Below are 16,308 nucleotides of genomic sequence, written 5' to 3' on the forward strand. Positions count from 1 at the left end.
GGGGCCGTCTGCTGCCGAGACTACGAGGATTGCTCCGTCCATCTGGGCGGCACCGGTAATCATGTTCTTAATGTAGTCGGCATGACCGGGGCAGTCGACGTGGGCGTAGTGGCGCTTGGCGGTCTCGTACTCGACGTGCGCGGTGTTAATCGTGATGCCGCGGGCCTTTTCCTCGGGGGCCTTGTCAATCTGGTCGTAGGCCACTTTCTCTGCGCCGCCGGTAGTCGAAATAATGCTCGTCAGTGCAGCGGTCGTCGTGGTCTTACCGTGGTCAATGTGACCGATTGTCCCTACGTTAACGTGCGGCTTATTGCGTTCGAACTTTTTCTTAGCCATTCTTCTTCCTCCTACCTAACCTACAGCTTTAGTATTGCTTCGCTGACAGACTTGGGCACCTCTTCGTAACCTAGAAGCTCCATCGTATAGTTTCCGCGTCCTTGCGTTTTAGAGCGCAAATCCGTAGCGTAACCAAACATTTCTGCCAAGGGTACGGCACCGCGCACAATCTGTGCTCCCGCTAAGGCTTCCATGCCTTCGATGCGGCCCCGGCGCGACGTAATGTCTCCGATTACATCCCCCATGTACTCCTGCGATACCACGAGTTCTACTTTCATCACCGGCTCAAGGAGGGTGGGGTTCGACTGCGCCATCGCGGCTTTAAAGGCCATAGAGCCGGCAATCTTAAACGCCATCTCCGAAGAGTCAACCTCATGGTAGCTGCCGTCATACAAGGTTGCCTTCAGGTCTACTACCGGGAAGCCTGCTAAGATACCGCTCTGCATGGCCTCCTCGATGCCGTCCTCCACCGGATTCCAGTACTCCTTGGGCACGACACCGCCGACAATCTTACTCTCAAAGACAAAGCCCGAACCCGGCGGCAGTGGCTCAAACTCGACCCATACATGCCCGAACTGACCGCGCCCGCCGCTCTGGCGAACAAACCGTCCCTCGGCCCGCACTGCCCTGCGAAACGCCTCGCGATAGGCTACCTGCGGCTTGCCGACTGCGCAGCCTACTTTGAACTCGCGCTTAAGTCGGTCTACGATGATGTCAAGGTGTAGCTCGCCCATGCCCTCGATAATGGTCTGCCCTGTCTCCGTATCCGTCTTGGTGCGGAACGTGGGGTCTTCCTCCGCTAAGCGCATGAGTGCCAGCCCAAGCTTATCTTGGTCTGCCTTGGTGTTAGGCTCGATACTCTGCGCGATAACCGGCGAAGGAAACTGCATTGACTCTAGCACGATGGGGTTTCTCTCGTCGCACAGAGTGTCGCCGGTAGAAGTGTCCTTCACGCCCACGATAGCCGCGATATCTCCGGTATAGACTTCGGAAATCTCCTGGCGGTGATTGGCATGCATTCGCAGCACGCGCCCCACGCGCTCTCGTTTGCCTTTAGTGGCGTTGTACACGTAACTTCCCGCCGCTAACTGCCCTGAGTACACTCGGAAGTAGGCTAACTTGCCTACGAAAGGGTCTGATACAATCTTAAATGCTAAGGCGGACAGCGGTTCACCGTCACTGACCTCGCGCACCGCTTGTTCGCCCGTCTTTGGCACTTGCCCCAAAACTGCGGGGATATCAATTGGCGCAGGCAGATAGTCGACCACTGCATCGAGCAAGTTTTGCACACCTTTGTTGCGGTACGACGACCCCGCGAGAACCGGGATGACTGCGCCGGCCAGTACGGCGCGACGCAAGGTAGCCCGTATTTCTTCCTCGGAAAGGCTTTCGCCTTCAAGGTAGCGCATCATAAACTCCTCGTCCGTCAGTGCAATGTTTTCGATAAGTTGGTGGCGCGCCTCTCGTACTTCCCCTGCCATGTCAGACGGCACTTCGCGCTGCTCAATTTGCTTGCCTTCGTTGTCAAGGTAGTAGAGAGCAACGTTAGAAACTACGTCGACCATGCCGACAAATGTGTCTTCGCTCCCAATCGGCAGCTGAATCGGCACTGCGTTAGCCCCAAGCCGGTCGCGAATCATGGCTACGACTCGTTGGAAATTTGCACCCAATGTGTCCATCTTGTTGACGTAGGCAATGCGCGGCACCTTATACTTGTCTGCCTGTCTCCAAACGGTCTCGGACTGCGGCTCGACACCGCCTTTAGCGCAGAAAACAGCCACTGCTCCGTCAAGTACCCGCAGACTGCGTTCGACCTCGACAGTAAAGTCCACGTGCCCGGGCGTATCAATAATGTTGATTTGACAATCGCGCCATTGACAGGTGGTGGCTGCCGAGGTGATGGTGATTCCCCGCTCTTGCTCCTGAACCATCCAGTCCATCGTCGCGGCGCCTTCATGCACCTCGCCTAGCTTGTGCGTCTTCCCCGTATAGTAGAGGATACGCTCAGTAGTCGTGGTTTTTCCGGCATCTATGTGCGCCATGATGCCAATGTTTCTTACCTTGTCAAGTGGAAATTCTCTCGGCATGACAATACCTCCCTTCGCGCGGTTGTGATTTGAGATTTGGGAATGCACTTCGCACTTCGCACTTGGCACTTTGTGGGCGTGCCTAGTCCCCAGTGCCCAGTGCCTAGTGCCTAGTAGAGTGGTATCGCGGCGGTGTACGGTTTCCCTTTGACCTTTCCACCCCGCCATAGCTCACAGCTCACAGCTCACGGCCCCCTTAGTTCATGATTCATGATTCACGATTCATGATTTCTAGCGCCCCACAGCTCGCAGCTCACTCTACCACCTATAATGCGCAAACGCCTTATTGGCTTCGGCCATCTTGTGCGTGTCTTCGCGCTTCTTAATGGATCCGCCCTGATTTTGAGCAGCATCCATAATCTCAGCTGCCAGACGCTCTTCCATGGTCTTTTCGCCCCGCTTGCGCGAGTACATCACCAACCAACGAATCGAGAGCATCTTCTGGCGCTCGGGCCCAACTTCAACGGGCACTTGGTAAGTAGCGCCGCCCACGCGCCGAGGCTTGACCTCGACTAGGGGCGAGACGTTCTTAACCGCAGCTTCGAAGACCTCCATGGCACCCTTGCCGGTCTTCTCGCGCACACGTTCCATAGCGCCATAAAATATCCCTTGCGCAATACCGCGCTTGCCGTCATACATCAGCTTGTTGATAAAGCGAGTGACAAACTTGCTGTTGTAGATGGGATCAGGCAAAACATCGCGCTTTGGCACCGGACCTTTTCTTGGCATATCTATTCCCTCCTTCACAACTAGTGTTACTCGATGGCTCTAAGAGCCACCGCAGGGCAATTATTTCTTCCCACCCTTAGCGGGAGCTCCCTTGCCTGCCGCCGCTTTGGCGCGTTTAGCGCCGTACTTAGAACGGCCCTGACCACGGTTTTGCACCCCACCTGCATCAAGCGTGCCGCGCACGATATGGTAGCGCACACCCGGCAAATCCTTGACGCGGCCGCCGCGTACAAGCACGACCGAGTGCTCCTGTAGATTGTGGCCGATGCCCGGAATATAGGCAGTGACCTCAATGCCATTTGACAGACGCACCCTAGCAATCTTGCGGATGGCGGAGTTCGGCTTCTTGGGGTTCATGGTCTTAACCTGAACACACACACCCCGACGCTGCGGGCAGCGACTGAGATGAGGTGACTTAGATCTGTTCTCAAGGGACTGCCGGCCGTTGCGAACTAATTGGCTAATCGTTGGCATACATGCACCTCCTTCCGTCACTGTTCCCTAGGGCTTTGATAGCACACCATCGCATTATACTAAGTCGCAAATGGGCGTGTCAACGTTTTTTGTTATTCCCCGCCCAGAGCTCCCGCCACAACCACGCGGATGTTGCGATACCTGCCCATACCTGTTCCCGCAGGGATAAGCTTGCCGATAATGACATTCTCCTTAAGCCCGATAAGCGGGTCGGTCTTTGTCTTAATCGCGGCGTCCGTCAGTACGCGCGTCGTTTCTTGGAACGAGGCGGCTGACAGGAACGAGTCCGTAGCCAGCGAAGCCTTAGTGATACCTAACAAGACAGGACGAGCGACTGCCGGCTCCCTCTCTTCCATTAGGGCGCGCGCATTTGCTTCCTCAAAATCCATGACGTCTATAAGCCCGCCGGGAAGAAGATCCGTGCCGCCCGGGTCATCCACCTTGACCTTGCGCAGCGTCTGGCGCACGATAACTTCGACGTGCTTGTCGTTAATCTCGACACCTTGCGTGCGGTAGACCTTTTGCACCTCTTGCAGCACATAGGCCTGCACTGCCCTAATGCCCTTTACTGCCAGCAGTTCAGCCGGATTAACAGGCCCCTCGGTCAGCTCATCGCCCGCCTGCACCGTACTTCCCTCCAGAACTTTCAGGCGCGCGCTGAAGCTGATGGGATAGCTCTTTACTTCGCCGTCTAGGCCGTGAATCTCAATTTCGCGACCCTTCTTGGCCTCGACAAAGCGCACGACGCCGTCGATTTCGCTGATAATCGCCTGTCCTTTAGGTCGCCTTGCCTCAAACAGCTCTTCTACACGCGGTAAACCCTGTGTAATGTCGTCGCCCGCTACGCCTCCGGTGTGGAAAGTGCGCATCGTCAACTGCGTGCCGGGTTCGCCGATAGACTGCGCGGCAATAATGCCGATTGCTTCGCCCATCTCGACCATGCCGCCGGTGGCGAGGTTCTTGCCGTAACACTTTATGCAGACGCCGTAGCGACTCTTGCAGGTAAGCACGTTCCTGATATGCACGGTTCTAATCAAGCCGTCTGTTAGCTGCTGCCCTGCCTTTACCGCGTCGCCGTTTTGCACCAGCCACTTAACGCCCAGAATCGGTTGGATAAGTTTGTGCTCCTGCCCAAACTTATCGGTAATGCGAATATCCTCCGCCTCTTCTTGGCGCAGAATCGTACCGCTCACCGGCGCCATTACGGCACCGTACACAGCTATGGCCTGTGCAGCGTCTTCGTCAATCAGCTGCCCTTCGCGCACGATTACAGGCGGACGGTCTATCATTTGACCTGTACCTGGGTCGCGGTGCGGGGGAGCGGCTACATCTTCGGCCGCTACTCGTCCGGCAATACGCTCGGCTAAGGACACGATTGTCTGCCGCCCGTCGCGGATGGCTTCAACCACTATACCTTCGGCAGTGCCGCAGTCTTCCTCGCGGATAATTACGTCTTGCGACACATCGACGAGTCGGCGCGTCAGGTACCCCGAATCCGCGGTGCGGATGGCCGTATCGGCGGCGCCTTTGCGCGCGCCATGCGTAGACGTAAAGTACTCGAGTACCGTCAACCCTTCTCTGAAGTTCGCCTTTACCGGCAGCTCGATGATTCGCCCCATGGGGTCGCTCATTAAGCCGCGCATGCCACCAAGCTGGGTAATCTGACTGACGTTACCGCGTGCACCTGCGTCTACCATCATAAACATGGGGTTAAATGCCGGCATCGAGTCAAGCAGCGCCCGCTGGACTTTGGCTGAAGTTTGGCTCCAGACGTCGATGACATTTTGGTATTTCTCGTCGGCGTTCATCATACCGCGGGCAAAAGCGCGCTCGATATTAGCCACGACCTTCTCGGCCTCGCCGACGATAGCCGCTTTATCCTTGGGAATGACTACGTCGCCGATGGCAATGCTGATGCCCGACTTGGTAGCGTATTCAAAGCCAAGCGTCTTAATCCTATCGAGTACTTCTGTCGTCATGGCACTGCCGTGCCTGCGGTAGCATCTCTCCACGATCGAACGCAAGACCTTAAGGGGGACTAGTTGGTTGATCTCTAGGTTGCACATGGTGTCAGATTGCGTGCGGTCCACGAAGCCTAGGTCTTGCGGAATCGCTTCGTTGAAGATCAGTCGCCCGATAGTCGCTTCAACGACCCTAGAAACCGTAGAACCATCAGCGTGTTTTGCGGTACGGCGCACCTTAATCGGTGCATTGATTTCGATAGCCCCGTCCTGATAAGCCATGAGCGCTTCATGCACAGAGGCGAAGGCACTCCCCGCGCCTCTAGCGGCGGGGTTGTACGTGGTTAGGTAGTAAACGCCGAGAACCATGTCCTTGGTCGGTGTGACTACAGGTTTGCCGTCTTTGGGATTAAGCAAATTATGCGCCGACAGCAGGAGCAGTCGCGCTTCCGCCTGCGCTTCCGCAGACAAAGGCACGTGCACAGCCATTTGGTCGCCGTCAAAGTCGGCATTGTACGCCGTACACACCAAAGGATGGAGCTTAATGGCGCGTCCCTCTACGAGAACCGGCTCAAAGGCCTGTATGCCTAAGCGGTGCAAAGTAGGTGCGCGGTTTAAGAGCACGGGGTGGTCGGCAATAACTTCCTCCAACACATCCCATACTTCTTCGCTGACCCGTTCTACTTTACGCTTCGCACTCTTAATATTTTGCGCAAACCCTTCCGCCACTAGCTGACGCATAACGAATGGCTTAAACAGCTCGAGCGCCATCTCTTTGGGGAGTCCGCACTGGTATAGCTTAAGTTCCGGCCCGGCCACAATTACGGAACGGCCGGAATAGTCTACACGTTTGCCCAAAAGGTTTTGCCGGAAGCGGCCCTGTTTCCCCTTAAGCATGTCACTTAACGACTTAAGCGGGCGATTGCCGGGGCCTGTGACGGGCCTACCGCGCCGGCCGTTATCTATTAGGGCGTCGACTGCTTCCTGTAGCATGCGTTTTTCGTTACGCACGATAATGTCCGGCGCGCCAAGCTCAAGCAGCCGCTTTAAGCGGTTGTTGCGGTTAATGACGCGGCGGTAAAGGTCATTTAAGTCGCAGGTCGCAAAGCGGCCGCCGTCTAGCTGCACCATCGGACGCAGGTCAGGCGGAATTACCGGGATGACGTCCATAATCATCCACTCCGGACGGTTGCCGGACTTGCGGAATGACTCCATAACCTCAAGGCGCCTAATCGCACGCACGCGGCGTTGGCCTGTCGTCTCGGCAGACTCGGCCCTGAGCTCGGCTACGGTTGTCTCCAATTCAATGCGCGACAAAAGCTCACGCACGGCCTCCGCTCCCATACCTACGCGGAAAGCACTGCCAAAGCGCTCGCGCGCCTCGCGGTATTCGGCCTCGGTGAGAATCTGCCCCTCGCTGAGCTGGGAATCCTTTGCGTCTAGGACAACATAGGCAGCAAAGTACAGCACCTTCTCCAAGAGCCTTGGCGACATGTCAAGAATAAGCCCCATGCGACTTGGGATGCCTTTAAAATACCAGATATGCGAGACAGGGGCCGCCAGTTCAATATGACCCATGCGCTCGCGCCGTACTTTGCTGCGGGTAACTTCGACGCCGCAGCGGTCGCAGACGATGCCTTTATAGCGCACCCGCTTGTACTTGCCGCAGTTGCATTCCCAGTCTTTCGTAGGGCCGAATATCTTTTCGCAGAACAAGCCTTCCTTTTCAGGTTTCAACGTGCGATAGTTGATGGTCTCAGGCTTTTTAACTTCGCCTTTCGACCACTCCCTGATCTGGTCGGGCGACGCTAAGCTTATGCGTATGGACTCAAACTCGTTGACATCCAACATAGTGGTCGCTCCCCTCAAGTAAAATTACGAAGAACGTGGCTTGCTCTTTGACGTAACGCCGAGCGGTGCTAGCTTCTTGGCCAGCAAAGTGGCGAGGTCGTCCTCGTCGTCCTCGTCGTCGTCGAGGAAATCCTCTTCCTCTTCGGCTTCCTCATCACCGGTAGCCTCCGGCACTAGGCGCTTGCGCAGAACTGCAGAGAGCTCCCGCGGGTCAAGCGGCAGAGCATCGCCCTCGTCGTCATCCTCGTCTTCATCCTCATCGGCTATCTTGTCAGCCACGCGAGTCTCAAGCGGCGGCTCAACCTTGCGCCGTCTGGTGCGTCCTTCTTCCTCATCGCCCTCGATGCTGAGCTTAAGCTCACGCAGAGTCTCGTTGATATCCTCGTCGTGCTCGCGAATTTCGATTTCCTGCTCGTGCTCGTCAAGAATCCTCACGTTCATGCACAGACTCTGCAGTTCCTTTATTAACACTTTAAAAGACTCCGGCACGCCAGGTTCAGGGATGTTTTCGCCCTTGACGATTGCTTCATAGGTCTTGACGCGGCCTACCACGTCGTCTGACTTAACCGTAAGCAGCTCCTGCAGTGTGTAGGCGGCACCATAAGCCTCGAGCGCCCACACCTCCATTTCCCCGAAACGCTGTCCGCCAAACTGCGCCTTACCGCCTAGCGGCTGCTGTGTCACTAAGCTGTATGGGCCTGTGGAGCGAGCGTGAATCTTGTCGTCAACTAGGTGGAAGAGCTTCATCATGTAGACATAACCGACGGCCACTTCGTTGTCAAAGGCTTCGCCGGTACGCCCGTCGTAGACGACCGACTTACCGTCGGGAGACAACCCGGCTTGGGCCAAGAAGGCCTGAATGTCGCTCTCATGTCCGCCGTCAAAAACGGGGCTGGCTACGTGGATGCCTAACGCCTTAGCAGCCATGCCGAGGTGCGTCTCAAGCACCTGACCGATGTTCATACGGCTAGGGACCCCTAGGGGGTTCAATACAATGTCTACCGAACGGCCGTCCGGCAAGAAGGGCATATCTTCGTCGGGCAAGATACAGGCAATGACACCTTTATTGCCGTGGCGTCCGGCCATCTTGTCGCCTTCGGAGATTTTGCGTTTCTGCGCTACGTACACGCGCACTAGCATGTTCACGCCGGGTGGAAGTTCGTCGCTATTCTCGCGTGAGAACACCTTAACGTCTACGACGCGACCGGATTCGCCGTGCGGGACACGCGCCGACGTATCGCGGACTTCGCGTGCTTTCTCGCCAAAGATGGCGCGCAGCAAGCGTTCCTCGGCCGTCAGTTCCGTTTCGCCCTTAGGTGTAACCTTGCCGACGAGAATGTCGCCGGTGCGCACCTCGGCTCCTATGCGCACGATGCCGCGGTCATCAAGGTCGCGCAGCATATCGTCACCGACGTTTGGAATGTCGGAGGTAATCTCTTCGGGGCCGAGCTTGGTATCGCGCGCCTCGGCTTCGTATTCTTCGATGTGGATAGAAGTGAACACGTCCTCGCGTACAAGACGTTCGCTGATTAAAATGGCGTCCTCAAAGTTGTATCCGCCCCAAGGCATAAACGCACACAGCACATTGCGGCCTAGTGCAATCTCCCCTTCACTGGTGGCCGGCCCGTCTGCAATTAGCTCGCGCTCCGCAAGCACCTGCCCCTTCGCTACCACCGGGCGCTGGTTGATGCAGGTACCTTGGTTACTGCGGACAAACTTCATCAACTTATAGGTATCCACTGAGCCGTCGGCAGTTTCGACGGCAATGTTTTTCGCCCCCACGCGCTTTACTTTGCCGGCGCGTCGCGCTACAAGCACGGAGCCCGAGTCGATAGCAGCCTTGTACTCCATGCCGGTGCCCACTAACGGAGCTTCCGGACGCAGGAGCGGTACTGCTTGCTTCATCATGTTTGCACCCATCAAGGCTCGGCCCGCTTCGTCGTGCTCTAAGAACGGAATGAGAATGGTGGGCACGCTAAAGACCTGCTTAGGCGAGACGTCCATATAGTCTACTTCGCTGACAGGAACCACCTTAATCTGGTGGCGATGCCGCACGGTCGTGCGCTCCATGGCAAAGCGACTGATTCCCTGCCCTGCTGCGGGCATATCCTCTAGCTCAGCGTTAGCCTGCGCGATGACAAACTCGTCTTCTTCGTCCGCCGTCAAATACTCGACGCTCGGGAACACAAGCGTATCATTCCCTTGCTTTCTTACCACGCGATAGGGGGTCTCAATAAACCCATATTTGTTTACACGCGCATAGGTAGAGAGGTTTCCGATTAAGCCGACGTTTGGACCTTCCGGTGTCTCGATGGGGCAGATACGCCCGTAATGCGAAAAGTGCACGTCGCGTACTTCTACACCGGCGCGTTCACGGCTTAGTCCCCCGGGACCTAGAGCGCTCAAGCGGCGTTTGTGCGCCAGCTCAGCGAGGGGGTTAGTCTGGTCCATAAACTGCGACAGTTGACTGGAGCCAAAGAACTCCTTAATCGATGCTACAACCGGTCGAATATTGATTAAAGCCTGCGGCGTGATGACATCGACATCTTGTATAGTCATGCGTTCTTTAACTACCCGCTCCATGCGTGAGAGCCCGATGCGGAAAGCGTTTTGTAGCAGCTCACCCACGGAACGCAGGCGCCTATTGCCGAGGTGGTCGATGTCGTCAACCTTGCCGATACCCTCTAGGAGGACTAGCAGGTAATTTACGGCGCTATAAACGTCATCGCGGGTTATATGCTTCTCGGTCGGAGAAGCAAAGCGATGTGCAAGTACCACCGTCTTTTGCTGGCGACGGAGCTCAATATTCACGACGCGCTCAGGCAAAGCGTCGGCCGCGAGGGTACGCTCCAAGAGCTCGATTTCTTCGCTGCCGAGTTCGGTTCCACTCCACAGGACGACTTCTCCCGCGTTGTTGACGATATGCCCTAGGAGCTTACCGCCTCTTACGCGCGACTGCCACGTCTCGCGACGCAAGCCGTTGCCGCGAATGAGAGTCTGACCGGTGCGTTCAGCCTGCACTAAGAGCTCGTTGACCCCTGCTTGCTCTAGGCGTTCCGCTGTTTCGCGCGTAACTTTCTCGCCGCGCTGCACCAAGACTTCTCCGGCCGCTATAAGCACGCCGCCTAAGCCTACCTGCTCGCGCCCGGTCGCTTCGACTTCGGTCTGGTAAACTGCCTCGGTTGCGATAACGGTTTCTGCGGCTATACGCCCTTGCACGCGACGGCGCAAACTTAGCTTCTTGTTGAGCTTATAGCGCCCGACATGAGCGAGGTCGTAGCGGCGCGGGTCAAAAAAGAGCGAGTGCAACAGCGCCTTAGCGCTCTCGACCGTAGGTGGTTCGCCGGGACGCAGGCGTTTGTATATTTCTATGAGTCCTTCTTCCATGGTGCTGGTGCTGTCGCGGTCAAACGTAGAAGACAACTTCGCATCTTCACCAAGCGCCTGCAAAATAGCCTGATTGGTGCCAAGTCCCAAGGCTCTTAACAACACGGTAATCGGTATCTTACGCGTGCGGTCTACGCGCGCCCATACCACGTCATTTGCGTCGGTCTCCATTTCCAGCCAAGCACCGCGGTTAGGAATAAGCGTCGAAGTGAACACTTTATCCCCGGTAGCCTCCATCGATTCATGGTAGTAGGCCCCGGGTGAGCGCACCAACTGGCTGACGACGACGCGTTCGGCACCGTTATAGATAAACGTGCCGTTCTCGGTCATGAGCGGGAAGTCTCCCATAAAGACTTCTTGCTCCTTGACTTCGCCCGTCTCCTTGTTCACTAAGCGCACCTTAACGCGCAGAGGCGCCGAGAAGGTAGAGTCTTTTTCCTTAAATTCATCCAGAGAAAACTTTGGCTCACCAAACTGATGATCAATGAATTCCAAAACGAGATTGCCCGTAAAATCTTGAATGGGAGAGATGTCCCGGAATGTTTCGGCCAGCCCCTCATTAACAAACCAATCAAACGATTGCCTCTGGATTTCGATGAGATTAGGTACGCCCAAGACCTCTTCAATACGCCCGAAACGAACCCGCTGCCGCCTGCCTTCCGCGTTGGCCTTAACCATTAAACGCTTCACCCTCTTGCCGAGATTTCTCCGTGGAACTTCATAGCCGACAAGCCAAAAAAGGGGACAGTACCCCCTTGGCTGAGACTACCTAACTATTCTACCCACCTGCACAAAGTCTAAACGCCTATCGGCGTAGGATACTTCGTGACAATTTAATATGCTAACATAGCATGTTGGGATGAGTCAAGGCCTACAGGAAACTTTCCGAGTTAACTAAGCTAGATACATGCCTTATATCCACCTGTCCTGTATATGGCTGCAGCATAGCTTTCGCCCGAAGGCCTTCCACTTAGGAAAAAGGGACGGTCTAATCACAGACGCGTCCCTTGCTGGCGGATGGTTATTTGATCTCGACTGCAGCGCCGGCTTCAACCAGCTTAGCCTTAATCTTGGCAGCATCTTCCTTGCTGACGTTTTCCTTGACAGGCTTGGGAGCTCCGTCAACGAGGGCCTTCGCTTCTACAAGACCGAGGCCGGTAACCTCGCGCACTACCTTAATGACGTTAATCTTCTTGTCGCCTGCGCTAGCCAGGATAACGGTGAACTCGGTTTGCTCTTCCACCACTTCGGCTACGGGGGCTGCGCCACCGGCTTGCGGCATGGCCGCCATCGGTGCGGCGGCAGTTACGCCAAACTCGGTCTCAAGTGCTTTTACAAGCTCGGAGAGCTCAAGCACGGTCATGTTCTTTACCATCTCGATAATTTGTGCTTTACTCATTTTTTTACCTCCTTCGAATTCTGTTAGTCTGCAGCCGGCTCTTCCTTTTGCCTGCGTATCGCATCAATGACACCGGCAAAGGCGGACAACGGCGCGTTCAGTGTACCTAGCACGATGCTGAGCATAACCTCGCGTGTCGGCAGAGCAGCAATAGCAGCTACACCCGCTTGGTCATAGGCTTTGCCCTCATAGAGGCCACCCTTAATCTCAAGCATCTTGTTCGCCTTAATCCACTCCGTAAGAACTCTCGCCGGAGCGACGGAGTCGGGGCTTAGCGCAACTGCCGTCGGACCCTCTAAATAGCGCTCCAATCCTGCTGCGCCAACTTCGTTGGCCGCGCGCTGGAACAGAGTGTTTTTCACCACGCGGTATTCGATACCGGCCTTACGCAGCTTCGCGCGCAATTCGGTGTCCTTGGCTACGGAAATTCCGCGATAGTCAATGAACACGGCACCTTTGTTCGCGCGCAACTTAGCTACTAGCTCTTGTACTACTTGCCCCTTCGCTTCGCGATTACCCATTCTTCTACACCTCCTTTAGCGTCCACAATGAGAAGATGCCTTCCCCGCATGCGGGAAAGGCATACTGAACCACAGTATACACTCCCACCTCGGTAGGCCGCCTACGGCGTTTAAACTACGTACCTACTGTCTTGAGCGGAATTAGCAGTGTTAAGTTACCATGGGGAGGGAGTGATGTCAAGCGCACTTCGCACTTCGCACTTCGCACTTCGTGGGAACGCGGGCGCTTCTGGCGCCTGGCTCCTAGTATGAGGAGGTGCCCAGTGCCCAGTCCTCAGTGCCCAGTAGAGCGTATCTCGGTGGTTTACGGTATCTCTTTGACCTTTCCACCCCGCCTTAGCTCACAGCTCACGGACCCCCTAGTTCATGATTCACGATTCATGATTCATGATTTCCAGCGCCTCACAGCTCACAGCTCAAAGCCACTCCCCTGGCGGCTGGCACCTAGCGGCTATCCTCAAGCGACCAGCGACAAGCGACAAGCGACACAACCTACTGCGTCGCAACTCCTACGCCTGCTGCCTTGGCAGCATTGACGCGCACGCCCGGGCCCATCGTTGATGACAGGGTTACGGTACGCACATAGACGCCTTTCGCTGCGCTCGGCTTAGCCTTAACGAGGGCCTCGAGTAGCGCCACGAAGTTGCCCATAAGCTTGTCTTCCGTGAAAGAAGCCTTGCCGATAGGGGCGTGAACGATACCTGCCTTATCGACGCGGTACTCAATCTTACCTGCCTTCACATCGCGAATCGCCTTGGCCACATCGAACGTAACTGTACCTACTTTGGGGTTAGGCATAAGCCCCTTCGGACCGAGAATCCTACCCAAGCGGCCAACCTGCCCCATAATGTCGGGGGTGGCGATGGCCACGTCAAAGTCTACCCAGTTCTCGTTCTGAATCTTAGCGATAATGTCTTCGGCTCCGACGACGTCCGCGCCTGCATTCTCTGCTTCACGCGCCTTGTCGCCTTTAGCAAAAACAAGCACACGCACAGTCTTACCCGTACCGTGCGGCAACACAACAGCACCGCGCACTTGTTGGTCGGCGTGTTTTGGGTTGACCCCAAGCCTTACCGCGACTTCGATGGTCTCGTCAAACTTTGCGGTGGCGCTCTTCTTGGCGAGCGCGACGGCCTCGCTAGGGTCATAGAAGACAGTGCGGTCAAAAAGCTTTGCTGCTTCTAAATACTTCTTGCCTCTCTTAGGCATGCTCTTCACCTCCAGTGGTAATAGCGGGAATAACCCCTCCCACGCGGGTTCTTTTCCTAGTCAACAACTTCGATGCCCATGCTACGCGCAGTGCCTTCGACCATGCGCACGGCCGCGTCGATACTTGCGGCATTTAAGTCAGGCATCTTCAACTGGGCAATCTCGCGCACCTTAGCGCGGGTCACTTTAGCAACCTTCTTTTTGTTAGGCTCACCGGAGCCCGATTCGACTCCTGCCGCCTTCTTCAGCAGCACAGCCGCCGGCGGGGTCTTGAGTATGAAAGTAAAAGACCTGTCATGAAAGACAGAAACCTCTACCGGGATAATCAAGCCCACTTGCTGCGCGGTGCGCTCGTTAAACTCCTTGACAAAGCCCATGATGTTAATACCAGCTTGACCCAGGGCAGGTCCAACCGGTGGAGCAGGCGTTGCCTTGCCAGCAGGAATTTGCAGTTTGACGACTTTAACAAGTTTCTTAGCCAACTACGTCCACCTCCCTCTGAATTTGCCGCGGCAAATTCATATCCCTTACTTAGGGTTCTACAGTTTTTGCACTTGAGTGAAGTTCAATTCCACGGGCGTCTCGCGGCCAAACATGTTCACCCTTACCCTGAGCTTTTGTCGGTCAGCGATAATCTCTTCAATCGGACCAACAAAGCCTTGGAAGGGCCCCTCGATGATACGCACAGACTCGCCAAGCGAATAATCGACGCGAATCTTGGGCTCTTCCATATTCATGGAGCGCAAAATTGCCTTGACTTCGCTGTCATTAAGCGGCGTCGGTTTGGTGCCGGAACCTACAAAGCCTGTTACGCCCGGCGTATTTCGCACGACGTACCAAGAATCGTCGGTCACGATCATCTCCACAATCACATAGCCCGGGAAAACTTTTTTCTTGACAAGCTTCTTTTTGCCGTCTCGGCCCGTCTCCAGTTCATCCTCCATCGGGACTAGTACACGAAAAATCTTGTCCTCCATCTCCATGGATTGGACGCGCTTTTCCAGGTTGGCTTTCACCTTATTCTCGTACCCGGAATAGGTGTGCACCACGTACCAATTCTTTGCCATAACTCTCTCAGGGCCCTATCAAAGATAGCGCCCCTACCTCCTTCGACGGGAACTCCGCGACTAGGATTAGATGCCGAGCACGCGCCGGATAACCGCGCCAAAGGCGGCGTCCGTAATGGAAATAAGACCTGCCACCAGAATCACTGCCGCAACTACTACTAGGGTGTAGTTAACGGTCTGCTGCCGAGTGGGCCACACGACCTTGCGCATTTCACTGCGGACTTCGCGCAAGAACTTGGTGAGTTCGTGAAATTTGTCCACGAGCTTCTGTAAGAACTTCATACCTTCACCTACTTTGTTTCCCGATGAGCGGTGTGAGTCTTACAGAACTTGCAGTACTTTTTCATCTCCAAGCGTTCCGTGTTGGTCTTCTTATTCTTAGTAGTACGGTAGTTGCGTTGTTTGCACTCACCGCAGGCTAACGTAATACCTACTCGCATTAGTCCCACCTCCTGCTATAATGGCGCCTAAAAACGGATACCCCATAAAAGTTATCACAGGGACATACCTGTGTCAAGGAAAAACACTGCGGCGAACCGCAGTGCCTTTGCGAAGTGCCCAGTGCCCAGTCCTCAGTTCCCAGTAGAAGCGATTAGCTCGCGTTCATCATTCGTGAATTGCGAATCCTGACCTAGACACTAGGCACTAGGCGCTGGGGCCCTACTCAATAATCTCCGTCACGACGCCGGCGCCGACGGTACGGCCGCCTTCGCGAATAGCAAAGCGCACGCCGGGCTCCATGGCAATCGTAGTAATAAGCTCAATCGTCATGGTGATGTTGTCGCCGGGCATAACCATCTCTACGCCTGCGGGCAGGTTCAAGATACCGGTTACGTCGGTGGTGCGGAAGTAAAACTGCGGACGGTATCCGTCAAAGAAGGGCTTATGACGGCCGCCTTCTTCTTGGGACAGAACGTAGACTTCGCCCTTAAACTTGGTGTGGGGCTTAATCGAGCCGGGCTTTGCCAATACCTGGCCACGCTCGATGTCTTTGCGGTCTACGCCGCGCAGGAGTAACCCTACGTTGTCACCGGCTTGGGCCTGGTCAAGGAGCTTGCGGAACATTTCTACGCCGGTGCAGACGGTCTTGCGGGGTCTTTCGGTAAAGCCTACGATTTCAACTTCGTCGGATACCTTAATCACGCCGCGCTCAACGCGACCGGTTGCTACGGTGCCGCGACCGGTAATCGTGAAGACGTCTTCTACGGGCATCAGGAAGGGCTTTTCGGTTTCGCGTACAGGAGTAGGAATATACTCGTCTACTGCGTCCATCAGCTGCCAGAGCTT

At 55.5% G+C, this 16,308-nt stretch carries 14 protein-coding genes and 1 other annotated feature; all 14 genes read right to left on the reverse strand.

Going from position 1 to position 16,308, the window contains the following annotated elements; translation table 11 throughout:
• The coding region (gene tuf, locus KGZ66_05735) for an elongation factor Tu (GenBank protein ID MBS3985086.1) at nucleotides 1-336 on the reverse strand (336 nt) is incomplete at its 3' end.
• A gap of 20 nt (nucleotides 337-356) precedes the next feature.
• Nucleotides 357-2,423, reverse strand: a complete 2,067-nt coding sequence (gene fusA, locus KGZ66_05740; GenBank protein ID MBS3985087.1) for an elongation factor G — start codon at nucleotides 2,421-2,423, stop codon at nucleotides 357-359.
• A 258-nt stretch (nucleotides 2,424-2,681) separates the two neighbouring features.
• Entirely contained in the window at nucleotides 2,682-3,152 is a 471-nt protein-coding gene (gene rpsG, locus KGZ66_05745) for a 30S ribosomal protein S7 (protein ID MBS3985088.1), read from the reverse strand.
• Between the two features lie 60 nt (nucleotides 3,153-3,212).
• A complete protein-coding gene (rpsL, locus tag KGZ66_05750; protein MBS3985089.1) occupies nucleotides 3,213-3,626 on the reverse strand; it encodes a 30S ribosomal protein S12 in 414 nt (137 codons plus the stop codon).
• A 92-nt stretch (nucleotides 3,627-3,718) separates the two neighbouring features.
• A complete protein-coding gene (gene rpoC, locus KGZ66_05755) occupies nucleotides 3,719-7,438 on the reverse strand; it encodes a DNA-directed RNA polymerase subunit beta' (protein MBS3985090.1) in 3,720 nt (1,239 codons plus the stop codon).
• A gap of 24 nt (nucleotides 7,439-7,462) precedes the next feature.
• Nucleotides 7,463-11,503 (reverse strand): DNA-directed RNA polymerase subunit beta, encoded by a 4,041-nt coding sequence (rpoB, locus tag KGZ66_05760; GenBank protein MBS3985091.1) that lies wholly within the window; start codon nucleotides 11,501-11,503, stop codon nucleotides 7,463-7,465.
• 343 nt (nucleotides 11,504-11,846) lie between these two features.
• Nucleotides 11,847-12,224: a 50S ribosomal protein L7/L12 gene (gene rplL / locus KGZ66_05765; protein MBS3985092.1), complete on the reverse strand. Its 378-nt coding sequence runs from the start codon at nucleotides 12,222-12,224 to the stop codon at nucleotides 11,847-11,849.
• 23 nt (nucleotides 12,225-12,247) lie between these two features.
• Complete coding sequence (locus KGZ66_05770) at nucleotides 12,248-12,745, reverse strand: 50S ribosomal protein L10 (protein MBS3985093.1); 498 nt, start codon at nucleotides 12,743-12,745, stop codon at nucleotides 12,248-12,250.
• Nucleotides 12,746-12,766: 21 nt separating this feature from the next.
• Nucleotides 12,767-12,899: a sequence feature (ribosomal protein L10 leader region), on the reverse strand.
• A 338-nt stretch (nucleotides 12,900-13,237) separates the two neighbouring features.
• The gene (gene rplA / locus KGZ66_05775; GenBank protein ID MBS3985094.1) at nucleotides 13,238-13,954 is read right to left on the reverse strand and encodes a 50S ribosomal protein L1; all 717 of its coding nucleotides are present in this window, start codon (nucleotides 13,952-13,954) and stop codon (nucleotides 13,238-13,240) included.
• Between the two features lie 56 nt (nucleotides 13,955-14,010).
• A complete protein-coding gene (rplK, locus tag KGZ66_05780) occupies nucleotides 14,011-14,436 on the reverse strand; it encodes a 50S ribosomal protein L11 (protein MBS3985095.1) in 426 nt (141 codons plus the stop codon).
• 57 nt (nucleotides 14,437-14,493) lie between these two features.
• Nucleotides 14,494-15,021 carry a transcription termination/antitermination protein NusG gene (gene nusG / locus KGZ66_05785; protein MBS3985096.1) on the reverse strand — a complete coding sequence of 176 codons (528 nt, stop codon included), beginning with the start codon at nucleotides 15,019-15,021 and terminating at the stop codon, nucleotides 14,494-14,496.
• 66 nt (nucleotides 15,022-15,087) lie between these two features.
• Nucleotides 15,088-15,303: a preprotein translocase subunit SecE gene (gene secE, locus KGZ66_05790; GenBank protein ID MBS3985097.1), complete on the reverse strand. Its 216-nt coding sequence runs from the start codon at nucleotides 15,301-15,303 to the stop codon at nucleotides 15,088-15,090.
• Nucleotides 15,304-15,311: 8 nt separating this feature from the next.
• Nucleotides 15,312-15,461, reverse strand: a complete 150-nt coding sequence (gene rpmG, locus KGZ66_05795; GenBank protein ID MBS3985098.1) for a 50S ribosomal protein L33 — start codon at nucleotides 15,459-15,461, stop codon at nucleotides 15,312-15,314.
• Nucleotides 15,462-15,681: 220 nt separating this feature from the next.
• On the reverse strand, nucleotides 15,682-16,308 hold a 627-nt coding region (gene tuf / locus KGZ66_05800), incomplete at its 5' end, for an elongation factor Tu (GenBank protein ID MBS3985099.1).

It is taken from the genome of Selenomonadales bacterium, assembly GCA_018335585.1.
GTDB lineage: Bacteria > Bacillota > UBA994 > UBA994 > UBA994 > UBA994.